16 protein-coding genes are annotated in these 15,935 nt (G+C 72.6%); 9 read left to right on the top strand and 7 right to left on the bottom strand.

The genetic code is table 11. From position 1 onward, the window contains the following. Positions 1 to 204: 204 nt before the first annotated feature. Positions 205 to 702 (top strand): GbsR/MarR family transcriptional regulator, encoded by a 498-nt coding sequence (locus tag FHU36_RS20435; protein ID WP_185085546.1) that lies wholly within the window; start codon positions 205 to 207, stop codon positions 700 to 702. On the opposite strand, the gene FHU36_RS20430 is transcribed toward FHU36_RS20435, so the two are convergent. Both FHU36_RS20430 and FHU36_RS20425 read right to left on the bottom strand, forming a co-directional pair. Beyond that, the gene (locus FHU36_RS20430) at positions 703 to 2,292 is read right to left on the bottom strand and encodes an ABC transporter permease (protein ID WP_185085545.1); all 1,590 of its coding nucleotides are present in this window, start codon (positions 2,290 to 2,292) and stop codon (positions 703 to 705) included. Next, entirely contained in the window at positions 2,289 to 3,212 is a 924-nt protein-coding gene (locus FHU36_RS20425) for an ABC transporter ATP-binding protein (protein ID WP_185085544.1), read from the bottom strand. Before FHU36_RS20425 ends, FHU36_RS20430 begins: the two co-directional genes overlap by 4 nt. Positions 3,213 to 3,454: 242 nt before the next feature. Between FHU36_RS20425 and FHU36_RS20420 the strand changes: the two genes are divergently transcribed. The 4 genes from FHU36_RS20420 (at position 3,455) to FHU36_RS20405 (ending at position 7,020) form a co-directional block, all read left to right on the top strand. Next, positions 3,455 to 4,366 carry an alpha/beta fold hydrolase gene (locus tag FHU36_RS20420; protein WP_185085543.1) on the top strand — a complete coding sequence of 304 codons (912 nt, stop codon included), beginning with the start codon at positions 3,455 to 3,457 and terminating at the stop codon, positions 4,364 to 4,366. Positions 4,367 to 4,378: 12 nt separating this feature from the next. Next, on the top strand, positions 4,379 to 5,212 hold the full coding sequence (locus FHU36_RS20415) for a MerR family transcriptional regulator (RefSeq protein WP_185085542.1): 834 nt from the start codon (positions 4,379 to 4,381) through the stop codon (positions 5,210 to 5,212). Positions 5,213 to 5,290: 78 nt separating this feature from the next. Further along, complete coding sequence (locus tag FHU36_RS20410) at positions 5,291 to 5,818, top strand: SigE family RNA polymerase sigma factor (RefSeq protein WP_185085541.1); 528 nt, start codon at positions 5,291 to 5,293, stop codon at positions 5,816 to 5,818. Next, entirely contained in the window at positions 5,815 to 7,020 is a 1,206-nt protein-coding gene (locus tag FHU36_RS20405) for a TolB-like translocation protein (RefSeq protein WP_185085540.1), read from the top strand. The genes FHU36_RS20410 and FHU36_RS20405 overlap by 4 nt, the downstream gene beginning before the upstream one ends. Positions 7,021 to 7,033: 13 nt before the next feature. Here FHU36_RS20405 and FHU36_RS20400 read toward each other — a convergent pair whose 3' ends face one another. Continuing rightward, positions 7,034 to 8,698, bottom strand: a complete 1,665-nt coding sequence (locus FHU36_RS20400; protein WP_185085539.1) for an alpha/beta fold hydrolase — start codon at positions 8,696 to 8,698, stop codon at positions 7,034 to 7,036. Between the two features lie 86 nt (positions 8,699 to 8,784). Continuing rightward, positions 8,785 to 9,342 (bottom strand): TetR/AcrR family transcriptional regulator, encoded by a 558-nt coding sequence (locus tag FHU36_RS20395; protein ID WP_185085538.1) that lies wholly within the window; start codon positions 9,340 to 9,342, stop codon positions 8,785 to 8,787. Between the two features lie 202 nt (positions 9,343 to 9,544). Between FHU36_RS20395 and FHU36_RS20390 the strand changes: the two genes are divergently transcribed. Then, positions 9,545 to 10,534: a TerC/Alx family metal homeostasis membrane protein gene (locus FHU36_RS20390; RefSeq protein ID WP_185085537.1), complete on the top strand. Its 990-nt coding sequence runs from the start codon at positions 9,545 to 9,547 to the stop codon at positions 10,532 to 10,534. A gap of 132 nt (positions 10,535 to 10,666) precedes the next feature. Next, positions 10,667 to 12,049 carry a pyridoxal phosphate-dependent decarboxylase family protein gene (locus FHU36_RS20385; RefSeq protein ID WP_185085536.1) on the top strand — a complete coding sequence of 461 codons (1,383 nt, stop codon included), beginning with the start codon at positions 10,667 to 10,669 and terminating at the stop codon, positions 12,047 to 12,049. Between the two features lie 450 nt (positions 12,050 to 12,499). Here FHU36_RS20385 and FHU36_RS20380 read toward each other — a convergent pair whose 3' ends face one another. Beyond that, complete coding sequence (locus FHU36_RS20380) at positions 12,500 to 12,979, bottom strand: Clp protease N-terminal domain-containing protein (RefSeq protein ID WP_185085535.1); 480 nt, start codon at positions 12,977 to 12,979, stop codon at positions 12,500 to 12,502. After that, positions 12,976 to 13,212, bottom strand: a complete 237-nt coding sequence (locus tag FHU36_RS20375; RefSeq protein ID WP_185085534.1) for a hypothetical protein — start codon at positions 13,210 to 13,212, stop codon at positions 12,976 to 12,978. Before FHU36_RS20375 ends, FHU36_RS20380 begins: the two co-directional genes overlap by 4 nt. A gap of 124 nt (positions 13,213 to 13,336) precedes the next feature. Between FHU36_RS20375 and FHU36_RS20370 the strand changes: the two genes are divergently transcribed. After that, positions 13,337 to 14,446, top strand: a complete 1,110-nt coding sequence (locus FHU36_RS20370) for an NAD(P)/FAD-dependent oxidoreductase (protein ID WP_185085533.1) — start codon at positions 13,337 to 13,339, stop codon at positions 14,444 to 14,446. Here the strand turns inward: FHU36_RS20370 and FHU36_RS20365 are convergent. Beyond that, positions 14,378 to 14,899 (bottom strand): MarR family winged helix-turn-helix transcriptional regulator, encoded by a 522-nt coding sequence (locus tag FHU36_RS20365; RefSeq protein ID WP_185085532.1) that lies wholly within the window; start codon positions 14,897 to 14,899, stop codon positions 14,378 to 14,380. The genes FHU36_RS20370 and FHU36_RS20365 overlap by 69 nt on opposite strands. Before the next feature lie 58 nt (positions 14,900 to 14,957). Between FHU36_RS20365 and FHU36_RS20360 the strand changes: the two genes are divergently transcribed. Further along, on the top strand, positions 14,958 to 15,872 hold the full coding sequence (locus FHU36_RS20360; protein ID WP_185085531.1) for an LLM class flavin-dependent oxidoreductase: 915 nt from the start codon (positions 14,958 to 14,960) through the stop codon (positions 15,870 to 15,872). Positions 15,873 to 15,935: the final 63 nt, after the last annotated feature.

Genomic DNA, 15,935 nt, shown 5'->3' with positions numbered 1-15,935 from the left:
CACCTGAAACGGATGGGGGCTGCGAGGGGTTCACGGTCCGGCTTCCGGATGAGCATCGGAGGCGGCCGTCACGCGCGGCTCGCGGTTGGCATGCGGATACGTGCCGGGTCGCGCAGCGGCCTTTTCTTGATTCACGAAATTTCCCAACTATCGGGACTGGGTAAACTCACTCCGACCGGGCGGAGGCGACGCGGAGAGGCGTGGATGGCGGAGACACCCGACACCGGCGGCGATCGGGAGACCGCGGCCGCGCAGTTCCTGGAGCGCTTCGCCATGATCATGTCCGAGTCCGGCTATCCCCGGATGGCGGCCCGCGTGTTCGCTGCGGTCCTGGTCTCCGAGGAGGGCAGGCGCACCGCCGCCGAGCTCGCCGGACAACTGCGGGTCGGCCCTCCGGCGATCTCCGGGGCGGTGAAGTACCTGATGCGCGTCGGGATGATCACCCGCGAGCGGGATCCGGGTCAGCGCCGCGACCACTACCGCGTCGACCAGTCCGCCTGGTACAAGGCGGCCCTGTCGAGCGATGAGGTGTACCGCCGCTTCGAGGAAGGCGCGCACGACGGGCTGGCGGTGTTCAGCCCCGACACGCCGGCCGGCGCGCGGCTGGCGGAGATCGAGCGCTTCTTCGCCTTCCTGCGCAGCGAGGTTCCGAAGCTGATGCACAAGTGGCAGGAGCTGAACGCGGTGTCGGAGGACGGCTGATCACGTCAGGTCGCGCCGGCGCAGGCCGACGATGCCGAGCGCGGTCAGAGCGGCCGCCACGGCGGTCAGCACCGCCAGCGGAGCCGTCGACGTCTGCCCGAGCACGACCCAGGGCACGTGCACGAACGGGATGATGGTCAGCAGCGTCTCGTCGACCTGGCCGAGCGTGCCGAACACGTCGAGCAGGATGAACGCCGTCCAGACTCCCCAACTGGCCGACGCGAGGCGGGGCAGCAGGCCGGCCAGGGCCGCCGCGATCCCGGTCATCGCCCACACCGCCGGCAGGTAGGCCAGGGCTGCCCCGAGCACCTGCGGGAGCCTGCCGAGGTCGCCGGCGCTCAGGCCGTACCCGAGTCCGGTGGCCGCGCCGAGCGCGGCCAGGACGACCGCGGGACCCGCGGCGGCGATGACCAGGTGGCTGAGCGCCCAGCGGGCGCGGCTCACGGGGGTCACGAGCACGAGGTCCGCGCGCCCGGCCGACTCCTCCGACCGCAGCCGCAGCGCCGACACGATGCCGTACGCCGCGACGATCCAGGCCAGCATGGACAGCAGGTAGTTGAGGAAGAAGTCGGCGGGCCCGGCGTGCTCGCCGCCCACCTTGGCGATCATGTCCATGATCTGGGGAGCATCGATCTGGCCTTCCAGGCCGCCGGAGACCGCGCCGCCGAGGGCGAGGCCGCCCACGGCGAAGCCCGCGGACCACGCCACGAGCTGGCCGCGGTGCAGCCGCCAGGCCAGGGCGAGCGGGCTGCGCAGGCCGGGCCCCGCCGTGGCGGGGCCGAGCCGTGGCGGCAGCAGGCCGGCGGCGAGGTCGCGGCGGGCCGACAGCAGGTGGGCAGCGGTGGCCAGCAGGGCGACGAGGGCGAGCAGCGGCGCCAGCACCCACCAGCGTTCGCCCGCGAAGGGCCGCAGGTGCAGCGTCCAGCCCAGCGGCGACAGCCATGACAGCCCATGCGCCCCGCCCGCGTCGCCGACCGCGCGGACCAGGAAGCAGACGACGAAGACGGCCAGGCCGAGCCCTCTGGCGGCGACGGCGCTCTCGGTCACCTGCGCGACCACGGCGCCGACCGCGGCGAACGTCCAGCCCGCGGCGGCCAGCGAGAGACCGAGGGCGATCGAACCCGTCGCGGGCAGCCCGCCGCTCATCAGCGCCGCCGACATCAGGAGGGCGATCAGCAGGTCGGCGGCGAGCACCACCCCCAGCGCCGCGGCCAGAGGCGCGTGCCTGCCGACCACACCGGCGCCGAGGAGTTCGCGGCGGCCCGACTCCTCCTCCACGCGGGTGTGCCGGATGACGAGCAGCATGCTCACCAAGCCCAGCAGCATCGCGCCGGAGGAGCCCACGGTCCACGCGGTCAGCCCGCCGACGCTCGCGTCGAAGACGGGGCCGCGGGTGGCCAGCTGCGTGGGATTGTCCATCGCCCCCCGGGCCACCGACCGCAGGGACTCGGCGGTCGGGTACAGCGCGGCGGTGCTGCCGGCGATGCTCATCGGGAAGACGGCGGCCGCCAGACCCCAGACGGGCAGGATCAGCCGGTCGCGGCGGACGATGAGGCGGGCGATCGTGCCCGCTCCGGTCAGCGCGCTCATCGGGCCTCCTCGCTCTGCCGCTCGTGCCGGTCCGGCCGCGCCGTGCGGTAGTGGCGCATGAAGAGGTCCTCGAGCGTGGGAGGGGCGGCGGTCACGTTGCGCAGACCCATGGCGGCCAGGGCGCCGAAAAATTCGTCGAGGTGCGCGGGCTCGACCTGGCAGCTCACCCGATTGCCCTCGACGCGCAGGTCGTGGATGCCGGGCAGGCCGGTGAGGCCGTCCGGCTCGTGGGCCAGTTCGGCTGTGACCGAGGTGCGGGTGAGGTGGCGGAGCTCGACCAGGGTGCCGGTCTCGACGACCCTGCCGCCGCGGATGATGCTCACCCGGTCGCACAGGGCCTCCACCTCGGACAGGATGTGGCTCGACAGCAGCACGGTGCGGCCGCGCGCCTTCTCCTCGGCCACGCTGTCCCTGAACACCGCCTCCATCAGCGGGTCCAGACCGGAGGTCGGCTCGTCGAGGATGAGCAGCTCCACATCCGAGGCGAGCGCCGCGACCAGGGCGACCTTCTGCCGGTTGCCCTTGGAGTAGGCGCGGCCCTTCTTGCGAGGATCGAGCTCGAACCGTTCGAGCAGGCTCGACCTGCGCTGCGCGTCGATCCCGCCGCGAAGCCGTCCCAGCAGGTCGATCACCTCGCCGCCGGACAGGTCGGGCCACAGGGTCACGTCGCCGGGCACGTAGGCCAGGCGGCGGTGCAGGTCGGTGGCGTCGGTCCAGGGGTCGCCGCCCAGGAGGCTCGCCGTGCCGGAGTCGGCGCGGATCAGGCCGAGCAGGATGCGGATGGTCGTGGACTTCCCGGCGCCGTTCGGGCCCAGGAAGCCGTGCACCTCTCCGGTGCCGACGGTTAAGTCGAGACCGTCGAGCGCACGTGTCCGGCCGAACGTCTTGACCAGGCCGGACACGGAGATCGCGTTCGTCATGAGCCTCAAACTACACTGATTTCACGAAATTCATGAAGTATCAGAATCTCATGCCCAGGAGGGGCGGCAGGAATGCGGGACCAAGGGGCCGTATTCCGGATCGCGTCCAGGTACTCGGCGGGCTCGTACGACGGTCGAAGCGGGCGGTGCGGAGGCAGGGGGTCGGTGGCCGCGGGTCTGCGGAGGTCATGTCGCCGCGACGGTTTGACCTGACGCAGGGGCAACCTCTCAGCATGGAGGACATGACCACGAAATCCCGTGCGATCGAGGACGCCGGACCGCGCGAGCCGTACGGCGACCACGACGGCGACAGGCAGCGGGCCGAGAGAGGCGACAGGACGATGCGGCACTTCACCATCCACCACGACGGTGTCACGATCCCGGTCTCTCGCGGCGGCCGGGGACGACCGCTGGTCCTGTGCCCCGGGCTGAACTCGACACAGGCCGGCCTGCGCGAGCTGACCGAGCTGCTGCGGCGCGACCACGACGTGGTGACCTTCGACCTCAGGGGCCACGGCCTCGCCTCGGCCGCCGACCGGTACTCCTTCGAGGCGTTCCTCAGCGATCTCGTCGCCGTGCTGGCGGAGCTGGGACGCCTCGACCTGCCCGCGGCGCCCGTGCTGGTGGGCTACTCGCTGGGCGCGGACCTGGCCGTGCACTATGCCTCCGAGCATCCTGACACCGTCGCCGAGCTCGTTCTCATCGACGGGGCGAACCCGGTGCCCGAACCGTTCATCACCGCGGCCGACCTGCCGGAGTTCCGCGCGATGTGGGAGGAGCTGGCGACGCGGAACGAGGCCGAGCGGGGCACCGCGCGTCAGGTGTTGCTGACCGCCCAGGAGATTCTCGATCTGAACCTCGAGATCGATGTGGTTCGGTCCGGAATCCTCGACCGGTACAGGAAGATCGACCGGCCCATCATCATGATCATGTCGACCTCGATGGCCGGTGACAGCGGCGAAGGGCGTGCGCCCGGACGCAATCAGAACTGGCGTGCCGGCGTCGAGCGGCTCGTCCGCGAGCAGCCACGCGTCTCCACGTCCTGGCTCGACACCGACCACCGGCTGGTCTTCACCCACGCCCCGGAAATCGCTCAGATCATCCGGGGCGCACACGGCCCAGCCGACCAGGCCGACCACTTGAACACACCCTAGGAGACCGGTTCGATGCTGACCATCGGCGAGCTGGCGTCGTACGCGGGAGTGACGGTGCGCGCGGTGAGGCACTATCACGCCAAGGGACTGCTGCCGGAGCCGGAGCGGGACCACTGCGGCTACCGGAGATACGACGCCGGCGCCGTGGTCGAGCTGATCAGGATCCGAACCCTCGCCGAGGCCGGGGTCCCGCTGGCGCGGGTGGGAGAGCTGCTCCAGGCCGGCGAGGAGGAGTTCGCCGCGGCGGTCGCGGACATCGACAGGCGGCTGCGGGCGGAGATCCGGGAGCGGCAGCGGCACCGGGAGCGGATCGCCCGGCTCGCCTCCGGCGACAACCTGGCTCTGCCCCCGGAGGTGGCCGAGCTGCTCGACCGGCTTCGGGCGCTCGGGGTCGACCAGCGGATCGTCGAGGTCGAACGCGACGGCTGGATCCTGGTGGCCGCGCACGCACCTGAGCGAGTCCCGGAGTGGACGGCGCGCAAGGGCGAGCAGCTCGCCGACGCGGCGCTCATCGACTTCTATCTCACCCTGAGCCAGGCTCTCGGCTGGACCGCCGACGACCCACGGCTGGTCGAGCTGGCCGACAGGATGGCCGCCTACATCACGCGCACGGCCGACGAACGGGGCGAGGACTACCTCGACGACGCCGACATCGAGCCACCGTTCGTCACGCTGATGGACACACTGGCGTTCGACACCGCGCCGCCGGCCCGCCGGCTGATCGAACTGCTGAAGGAGCGAGGCTGGACCGGCTGGACCAGGCTCGAGCGCGTGGACCCGACACGGGATACGGCCGCAACACGGCAGGACGACACGGCGGCGCAGCGTTCCCGGCGTCGGCGGTGACGGCGGGTGGGGTTCTCCTGGGCTCCGCCCAACCTTTCGGCTCCTCGCCGGCGTCGGTAACGGGCGAGAGGAGTCACGTTGGATCGCAATGAAAGCTTCCGCGAGTTCGTCGCCGCGCATCAACAGTCGCTGATGCGCACGGCGTACCTGCTCGCGGGGGACGCGCACCGTGCCGAGGACCTGCTGCAGGCCGTCCTGCTCAAGGTGCTCGGCCGCTGGAGCAGGCTCTCGCGCATCGACAACCCGGAGGCGTACGCGCGCAAGGCGTTGCTGAACCAGCACATCTCGTGGCGGCGGCGGCTGCGGGGCGGCGCCGAGCTGCCGAGCGCCGCACCGCCCGAGCGGAGCTACTCGAGCGAGGACGCCACGGTGGTACGGCTCGTCATGCGCCAGGCGCTCATGCGGCTGCCGCCGCGGCAGCGGGCGGTGATCGTGTTGCGTTTCTACGAGGACCGCACCGAACGCGAGACCGCCGAGCTGCTCAACTGCTCGATCGGGACGGTGAAGAGCCAGGCCCATCACGCGCTGGCCCGCTTACGGGTCCTCGCGCCCGAGCTGGCGCCGAGGTTCACCGCACTGGACGACATTCAGGAGGCACACCGATGACGTGGCTGAAGGAGACGTTGCACGAGGTGGCCGACGACGCCCCTCGCGTGGACCTGGCCGAGCGCACCATCGTGATCCACGAGCGCAGGCGGCGGACGGTCGTCTCGCTCGCCGCGGCTGCCCTGGTGGTCGTCACCGGGCTCGGCGCGACGGCCGCCGTACGATTGCTGCCGGCCGAGCCGGACCCCGCCACCGCCCCCGGGACGGTCACCGATCTCCCGGCTCGCGGGGTGGGCCCGCTGAGCCACGCCTACCGGACGTTCTGCCGGCCGGACAAGGGCGAGGCCCCGGAGGGCTGCAGGGAGGGCGGCTGGCGGGTGGTCACCCGGTCCGGCCGGACGTACCACGTGGCGCAGGCGCTACCCAGCCTGAACGCCTACCGGGGTACGGGTCTGCGGGACAGCCCCCTGGCCATCAGCCAGGACGGTCGCAAGATCGCCTACTACGGCGCCCGGGAGAGCACGTTCGTGGTCCACGACCTGGCCTCAGGCAAACGGCGGGCGGCGCCGAACAAGATCCCGCAGGCGTGGCTGGGCAGCGTCTCCCACCTGCTGCTGTCCGCGGACGGCCGTTTCCTGGCCTTCACCAAGAACCCGGAGCTGAAGGACCCGGCCATGCTCGTCGACATGCGCGAGCGCATGGTCCGCTCGCTGCCGAACGGCTGGAACCCCATCGGCCTCTCGCCCGACGGCGAGACGATCACGCTGGCGCGGTACGCGCCCAGCGCGCGGCTGCGGACGATGTCGAGACTGTGGACGGCCTCCACGGCGGGCAACGCCACCAGCGTGAAGCTGCCCCGGAACTACCTGTTCAGCCCGCTCGCCCCCGACGGGGAGAGCGTCGTGGCGGTGCCGGTCGAGGAAGCCTGCACCCGCGGGGGTGATCTCGTCCGCCTCGACGCGCGGACCGGCAAGGTACTGCGGAAGATCGCGGTACGCGGTCTGCCCGGGGCCGGCCACCACATCTCGTTGCGCACCTGGCGCACCGCCGACGAGGTGACGGCCCTGGTCATGCCCGCCACCTGCCCGCCGGTGCCCGCACGGGTGGACGCGCCGGGGCCCGAGGAGCGGAACGACCCGCCGTACCGGACGATGACGGCCTACGCCGTCGATGTCAGGACCGGCCAGGCACGCAAGGTCGCCACCTACACCGCGCAGGACTTCTTCGGGATCGTCCTCCCCGGCCCTCCCGGGGCGTTCTGATCCGGCGGCGGCGTCATCCGCTGATCAGGTGGGCGACCTCGGCCGGATGGGTGAGCTGCGGGTGGTGCCCGGCCCCGGCGATCTCCGCCACCGGGTGGCCGACGTCCACCACCAGGGGGTCGGCCGAGCCGGTGATGATCTCGACGGGGACCTGCACCCGGTCCAGCAGCGCCCGCGACCGCCCGCGGTCGGCGAACGCCGCGCGCAACGCCGTGATCACCCGGCCGGCCACCCCGGGACGGCGCAGGTCGGCTGCGGCGCTCGCCACCTCCGGCCCCTCCGGAAGGTGCAGCGTCCCGGCCAGGCGGGCGGCGGACATGCGGCGCAGCATCGGTACGGCCAGGCGCGAGCGGTTCAGCCACGGACCCGGGGCCTGCAGGAACGCCGGGGAGACGAGGACCAGCCGGCTGACGCGTTCCGGATGCTCGACGGCGAAGCGGAGGGCGGGCCCGCAGGCCAGCGAGTGCGCGACCAGCACCGGGCGGGTCCGCACGGGGCCCAGCAGGTCGGCCAGCCAGGCGTCCACCGGCCGGTCGGTGGCGGCCGAGCGGCCCAGGCCGGGCAGGTCGGGGGCCAGGACCGGACCGGGGAGGTGCGGGGTGACAGGCGCCCACAGGTCGGCGTTCATGGGCAGCCCGTGCAGCAGGACGTGGGCCGGGTGGTGCCGTTCTCCGGCCACCCAGGTCCGGCTGCCCGCCACGGCGCGGAAGCCGTACGGTCGCAGCCAGGCTGACGCGGCGCCGAACCGGGAGGCCACCAGGTCGTCGGCCCAGGCGCGCAGGGCGTCGACGGCCGGGGGCATCTCCAGTCCGGCGGTCGCGGCGAAGGCGCGGGCGGCCTCCGTCGGGTAGCGGTCGGCCGACAGGAACGACAGCGTCTCGGGGTCCGCGCCGGTGATCCTGCGGGGCAGGCGCCGGACCAGGCCGACGGGAACGGTACGGCGGGGCGCCCGCACGCCCAGGTGCGCGGCGATCGTGCCGATCAGCTCGGGCAGGAGGGGAGTGGTGTCGTCGAGCACCCAGTAGTGCTCGCCCTCGGGCGAGGCGGGGATCTCGGCGAGGAAGCGGGCGACGTAGTCGAGCGTGACGATCGGCAGGAAGACGTCGGGGCCGCCGGGGAGAGCGGGCAGCCGCCCGTTCCACAGGTCGTCGACCATGGCGGCCAGGCCGATGTACTGGCCCGGCCCGATCACGGTGCTGGGGTTGGCGACGGTCAGCGGGACCTCCAGTTCGCGGGCCCGGGCCCGCACCGCCTGGTCGCCCTCGATCTTCGACGCCTCGTAGGCTCCCAGCGCGGCGTAGTCGGGCTCGGAGCCGGCCCCGCTCACCCGGTAGCCGCTGATGTGCACGAGCCGCCGCAGCCGGGGCAGCGTGGCGGCCCATTCGAGCACGTGGAGCGCCCCTGTCACGTTCGTCGCCCGCGCCTCCGGCACGCCGAGGCCGAACGCGAAGCGGGCGGCGGTGTTGTAGACGTCGCGCGCCTCGGGCAGTCCCGAGAGGGGGCGGGTGATGTCGGCGGTGACGACGGTCAGGCCGCCGGTGTCGACGCCCTCGGAGGTCAGCCAGGGGGTGAGTGTGTCGTTGCGTACGGCCGCCGCGACCCGCTGCCCGCGGGCGAGCAGCTCGGCGACCAGGGAACGGCCGATGAAACCGGTCGCGCCGAAGACGATCGCGTCCATGAGGCTCCTAAAATAGATCGGTCTACATATTTTCTGGTGCGCAAAAGGCCCGCCGGTTGCGGCGGGCCCGTGTTCCGTGTCCCGGGTCAGCGCAGCAGGGCCGCGATCTGGCGGGCCACCCTGTTCAGCGGCTCCCTGCTGCGGTGCGTCCTGGCCAGCAGGAGGGCGCCCTCGACGAGGGCGAGGATCGTCATCGCGAGGTCGTCGGCATCCGGCCGGTCCGCCAGTCGCGTGCGCAGGGCCGCCTCCCACCCGGTGTAGACCTCCGAGCAGGCCTTCTGCAGCGGATCGCTGGTGGCGGCCATCTCCAGCGCCACCGTGGCCACCGGACAGCCCTTGCGCCAGCCCGACTCCTCCAGCCGGTCGCCCAGGTGGCGCAGCACGCCCTCGACGAACTCCGTCGTGGACCCGCCGGAGCCGGCCAGGTCCTCCATGGCGGCCCCGATCGCCTGGCCGGCCCGCCGTACGGACTCGCCGACCAGCTGGTCCTTGCCGTCGGGGAAGTGGAAGTAGAGCGAGCCGCGCGGCGCGCCGCTGGCGGCGATCACCTGGTTGAGCCCGGCGCCGAGGTAGCCTCCGGTCTCGATCAGCTCCTGCGTCGCGTCGAGCAGCCGGTCCCGCGTCTCGGTGCCTTTCTGTCCCATGGCTCACAAAGTAGACCGATCTACATATTCTTTCAAGCCGGGTGGAGTATCCGTCCGGTTTCGCCTACCCTGGGGCGAGCGAGGGGAGTACTTCCCAAGTGCCGATCCGGTCAGTACGGGCGCACCGATGCGCCCCCGGGCGGCCGCCCATGACCCCGGGCGAAGGAGACCTCGAACGGCTGCGTACGTTCGAGGAGGTTTCATGCCCCTGGGGACAGTTCTGGCTGCGTCCGGTCCGGACACCGTCGCATCGACCGGTCTGTGGACGGTCACCGTCGCCGCCCTGCTCCTGCTGCTGGCGATCGACATCGTGCTGACCCGGCGCCCGCACGAGGTGCACATGCGCGAGGCCGTGGCCTGGTCGGTGTTCTACCTGGTGCTGCCGCTCGCGTTCGGCGCCTACCTGTGGAGCGCGTTCGGCACCACCGTGGCGGTGGAGTTCTTCACCGGATACGTGGTGGAGAAGTCGCTGTCGGTGGACAACCTGTTCGTGTTCATGCTGCTGCTGACGGCGTTCGCGGTGCCGGCCGAGCTGGCACAGCGGGTCCTGCTGTACGGGATCATCGGGGCGCTCGTGCTCCGGGTGGTGTTCATCGCGCTGGGGGCGGCGGCGCTGCAGAGCGGGACGTGGGCGTTCCTGCTGTTCGGTGCCATCCTCGTCGTGACCGCGGCCAAGGTGCTCAGGGAGGCGGTCAAGGGCGGCGAGCAGGAGGTCGACATCGACTCCATGCGCAGCGTCCGGCTGCTGCGCCGCTTCGTCCCGGTGACCGGCGACTACCGCGGCTTCCGGGTGGTGGTGCGAGAGGGCGGCCGCCTGGCCGTCACGCCGCTGGCGCCGGCCGTCGTGGCGGTGTTCGCCACCGACATCGTCTTCGCCGTCGACTCGGTGCCCGCCGTGTACGGGGTGACCGAGGACCCGTTCCTCGTCTTCGCCACCAACGCCTTCGCGCTGCTGGGCCTGCGCGCGCTGTACTTCGTGCTGAAGGGCGCACTGACCAAGCTGCGGCACCTCAACCACGGGCTGGCCGTCATCCTGGCGTTCATCGGGGTCAAGCTGATCCTGCACTGGGCGCACGGCCTGTGGGCGTGGGTGCCGGAGATCCCCACGCTCGCCTCGCTCGGCGTCATCGTCGCGGTCCTGGCCACCGTCACGCTCACCAGCCTGCGGCCCGAGCGCCGGGCGGTGCGGTGAGTTCCGTGCGGTGAGTTCCGGCCGCTCGTGCCGCCGGAGCGGGTGCCCCCGCCCGCCGGAGCGGGCGCGGGCGTCCCGGCGTACTGTCGTGCCCATCCGCGCCGCACGTGCCGGAGGAGAACGGAGAACGCCGTGTTCAGGGGACTTGCCGCCGACCGTGACGAGTTGCCCGGCCTGCTGGAGCACGTCCAGGCGCACGCCGCGGCCCTGCTCAAGGCCGTCGGCGAGCGCGAGGTCGTCCCGCCGCCGCCGTCCCCGCTCCCCGCGCCCGCCGCGCTGCCTGCAGGCGGAGCGGGGGCGCGCGCGGCGCTGGAGGAGTTCGCCCGGCGCTGGGAACCCCGGCTGTCGAGCAGCGCGGGCCCCCGCTACCTCGGGTTCGTGACGGGCGGCGTGACCCCGGCGGCGCTGGTCGGCGACTGGCTGACCGGCGCCTGGGACCAGAACTCCAACTCCTCCCTCGACGGCGCGGGACAGGAGCTCGAACGCGAGACGCTCGGCTGGCTGCGCGAGCTGTTCGGGCTGTCCGTCGAGCACCACGGGACGTTCGTCAGCGGCGCGACCATGTCCAACACAGTCGGCCTGGCCGTCGCCCGCGAATGGCTGGGGGAGCGGCTCGGCGTCTCACCGGCCGAGGACGGGACGGGCCCGCTGGGGCGGGTGCGGGTGCTGTCCGGCAGCCCGCACTCCAGCGTGGCCAAGGCGCTGTCCATGCTCGGGCTCGGCCGGCGGGCACTGGTGAGGGTGCCGCTGCTGCCCGGCCGGGAGGCGGTGGACCCGGCCGCGCTGGAGGCGGCGCTGCGGGAGGCGGACGGGCCGTGCGTCGTGGTGGCCAACGCCGGCACCGTGAACACCGTCGACTTCGACGACCTGAAGGCCATCGCCGCGCTGCGCGAACGGTACGGCTTCTGGCTGCACGTGGACGCGGCGTTCGGCGCCTTCGCCGCCCTGTCGCCGGAGCACGCCCACCTGGTCGCCGGGCTCGACCTGGCCGACTCCCTCTGCGTCGACCTGCACAAGTGGCTGAACGTGCCCTACGACAGCGCCGTGCAGTTCACCCGCCGCCGTGACCTGCAGGCGGCCGTCTTCCAGAACTCGGCCGCCTACCTCGGCCCACTCGGCGACACTCCCGACACGGTCCATCTCACTCCGGAGAACTCCCACCGCCTGCGCGCCCTCGCCGCCTGGTTCACGCTGTACGCGTACGGGCGTGACGGCCACCGCGAGATCGTCGAACGCTGCGTCGCCTGCGCCCGCGCGCTCGGCGAGGCCATCGAGGAGCTGCCCGGCCTGCGCCTGCTCGCGCCGGTGCGGCTGAACGTCGTCTGCTTCACCCTCGCCGGCGACCCCACGGCCGACCGTCTCGCGGAGCTGGCCGGCCGGCTGTCACGCGAGGTGTTCGTCACGCCCACCGTGTACGACGGGGTGCCCGCGCTGCGCGCGGCGTTCAGCAACTGGCGCACGACCGACGCCGACGTGCGCAGGATCGTCACGGCCCTGCGTGACGCGCCGCGCTGAGGCGCCGGGCGACGGTGGGGCGACGGCCGTGTGCCGCCCGGCCCACCGCGACAGCCGGTCAGCCGATCCGGGTCATCAGCGAGTCGTAGCCGCCACCGGTGCCGCCCGCTCACCGTCCGGTGCCCACCAGCCGGTCCAGTGCCTTGAGCCGCTCGTCGGGGTACGCGGTGTTGTGCCCGTATGACGGCGGCGCGCCGGGAAAGGAACCGGTCGTCGCGGACTTTTCTCTCAGGCGTGGACCCAGGCGGGTGTCCAGGCCCCTCGCTGCCGGCGACGATACCGGGCATCCAGACGCGCCGGCCCCGCCAGGTCCGGCAGCCGGAACGCGTCCCGGACGGCTCGACGGCGCGGGTGCTGACGGCGTGGACGGTCACGACGCGGACGGTCACTACGCGGACGGTGGCCGCCGCGGCCACCGTCGTCTGGGACCTGCCCGGCCGGGCCGTCCGGTCACGCGCCTTCGGAGGCGATGAGGTGCCGTACGCGCACGGTCAGGTCGCCGCGGTCGACGCCGGCCAGGGCGAGCGCCCGCGGCACGGTGCCGGCCTCGGCCTGCAGGATGCCGAGCAGGAGGTGCGCCGGCCGCAGGTCCTTCTTGCGGAACGCCCTCGCCATCCGCTCCAGCGCCAGCTTGGACGACGCCGCGAGCTGGGTCGGGGGCTTGGCGGCCGGGCTCGGGCGGGGCAGGTCGAAGGCGCCGGCGGACACCCCGGCCGCGCTCAGGCTGTGCTCGAACTCCCGGTCCAGCGCCGCGCGGACCGCCTGCCGGTCGAGCCCGGCAGAGGAGAGGAGCTCTCCGGTGGCGGGCTCGACCTCGGCGGCGATCGCCAGCAGCAGATGGTGCGCTTCGATCGCCGCCGACCCGTCCTCGTGAGCCTCGCGGGACCCCCGATCGATGATCCTTTGAAGGTATCTGTCGAAGCTGGTCATTCGTCGCGTCTCCTCAGCTTGACCCCTGCGGCGATGAGCCGCTTGGCGTGTTTCTTGTGGACTGCCTGGCGGGTGACTCCGAGCGCCTCGGCGACCTGGGGCCAGGTCCAGCCGTCGCGCATCGCCTGCTCGACGGCGGCGTCCTCGATCTGGTCGGCCAGGCGTCGCAACGCCGCCACGGCCGCGAGCGCGTCAGCGGGATCTTGGGGAGCGGAAATATCAACACCGGCCATACAAGCAACCTTAGTTGACTACTTGGGGCCCAGTCAACCTCGGTTGCTCAAGGGCGCCCGGGTTGCAGTTCGGGATGCGAACTAATATGGTTCGTATCCCGAACAAGTTTGGAGAGTGAGCATCATGGGTCCCACGGTCGCGATCATCGGTGGCGGGTACGGCGGCGCCGCCGCCGCCAAGGCGCTGGACCAGGACACGGACGTCGTTCTCGTCGAGCCCAAGGACGCCTTCGTACAGAACGCCGTGTCGCTGCGCGCGCTGGCCCGGCCGGACTGGGCGGACAATCTGTTCTTCCCCTACGACCGGCTGCTCGAGCGCGGCCGGGTCGTCCGCGAGCGCGCGGTATCGGTCGACTCGGCCGGCGTCGTCCTGGCCTCCGGCGAACGGGTCGAGGCCGACTATCTCGTGCTGGCCACCGGATCCGGTTACCCCTTCCCGTTCAAGTTCGACACCGACCTGTCGAGCGAGGCGCGGGACCGGCTGCTGGCCACACACCTCGAACTGGCGGGCGCCGCCCGGGTGCTGATCGTCGGCGCGGGGCCGGTCGGCCTGGAGCTGTCCGGCGAGATCAAAGCGGTCTGGCCGGGCAAGCACGTCACCGTGGTGGACCCGGTCGCGGAGCTGCTGCCCGGCTTCCAGCCCGAGCTGCGCGAAGATCTGCGCCGCCAGCTCGACGCGCTCGGCGTGGACGTGCGGCTCGGCACCACGCTCGGGGCGCGGCCGCCGACCGAGCCCGGCCGGGCCGGGTCGTTCACCGTTCCGGCCACCGGCGGGGAGATCTCCGCCGACATCTGGTTCCGCGCCCACGGCGTCAGCGTCGACACCGGTTACCTCGATGCCGACCTGGCCTCCGCGCGCACGCCGGAAGGGCGTATCCGGGTCTCCGAGACGCTCAACGTCGAGGGCCACCTTCACATCTACGCGATCGGCGACATCACCGACGTCGCGGAGGCCAAAATGGCCGGGAACGCCATGCAGCACGCCGAGATCGTGGCCGCGAACATCATCGCCCACGCGCGCGGCGAGCAGCCCACCGCCGTCTACCGGCCGTCGGCCGTGCCCTTCGTGCTGCTCCCGCTCGGGCCCGAGGGCGGGGTGGGCCAGCTCCCGTCCCCGGACGGACCCATCGTCCTGCCCCCGCAGGCGGTGGCGGAGTACAAGGGCTCAGACCTGTTCACCAGCCGGTTCGCCGCACTCTTCGGCGTCGCCGGCGGCGTGCCCGTGGACGCCTGACCCGGCCGAGTCCAGGAAGATCATCGGTACGGTGTTGTCCCGCACCACCCGGCTGAGCAACTCGGCGAGCGCGGCGCGGTCGGCGCCGTCGAGACCTGACGGAAGCTCGTCGATCCGCTCGCAGGTCCCGGTGTAGAACACCTCGGCCAGCTCGGCGCCCCGTTCGGTGAGCGTGACCCGCACCGCGCGCCCGTCCGTCGGGTCCGGCTCGCGTCGTACCAGGCCGCGCTGGGCGGTACGGTCCACCAGCTCGGTGAGGCTGGACTTGGCCAGCCGCAGCATCTCGCCGAGCTCGCGCATCCGGTACGGCCGCCCCATCAGCACGCAGAGCAGCTGCCCCTGCTGGGGAGTCAGCCCGTACTCGCGGGCCGCCTCGGCGTAGACGGCGTTGACCAGGAAGGATGACCGCACCAGCGCGGTCACGATCCCCAGGTGCTCCTCGGTCTTGCCCATCCGACCAGCCTACCAGGCATGGTTCGCCGTACGAACTACTCAGGAAACGGAGAGCGACATGACAATGCCGGAACGGAAGACCTGGTTCGGCGCCGGGCTCTCGACCGCGGTCGGCGCGGCGCGGGAGACCCTTCGCCACGCGGCCCAGGCGGACCGCGACGGGCTGGACCTGTTCACGGTCTCCGACCATCCCTACGTCGGCGGCCGGTTGGACGCCTACTCCATCGTGGGGACGGCGCTCGGTGGCACCGCGCGGATCGCGGGGCTGGTGAACGTCACCAACCTCCCGAGCCGTCCCGCGCCGATGCTGGCGCGGACGATCACCTCGTTGTCGGCCCTGTCGGGCGGCCGCGTCGTGCTGGGGCTCGGCGCGGGCGGCCTGTGGGACGAGATCGCCAGGCTGGGCGTGCCCCGCCTCGGGCCGGGCGCGGCGGTCCGGGCACTGGGCGAGGCCATCACCCTGGTGCGGGCGCTGTGCGGCGGCGGTGACCCCGTGACCTTCGACGGCGAGTTCTACCAGGTCACCGGCCTTGAACCGGCGCCCATCCCGGCCCCGCCCGTGTGGACCGGCTCGGTCGGGCCGAAGTCGCTGGAGGTCACCGGCAGGCTGGCCGACGGCTGGATCCCCGGCCACGCCGCCGACTGGCTGAGCCCCCGCTACCGGACCTCGCGCCCCGTCATCGACCAGGCGGCCGCCGACGCCGGCCGCGACCCCCGGGAGATCGCCACGATCTACAACCTGCCCGGCGTCATCACCTCCGCCCCGCTCGCCGCGCCCCGCGACCGCGACGGCCGCTGGATCGGTGGCTCCGTCGAGCAGTGGGCCGAGGAGCTGACGGCCGCGGTGCTCGACCACGGCGCGTCCGGCTTCGTCCACTTCCCGGCCGACGACGCGACCGCCGACATCGCGATCGGACGCTGGGCGCGGGAGATCGTCCCCGCGGTCCGCGAGGCCGTCGCGGACCGGTCTTGACCTCCTCCCCCCTTGACGGGAGGGGATTCCCACCGTCGCCGGTTGGCTTCATGCTTCACCGCG

Source organism: Nonomuraea muscovyensis (assembly GCF_014207745.1).
GTDB lineage: Bacteria > Actinomycetota > Actinomycetes > Streptosporangiales > Streptosporangiaceae > Nonomuraea > Nonomuraea muscovyensis.
Note: the sequence above shows the minus strand (reverse complement) of the source record. Positions and strands in the feature narration are given on the sequence as shown.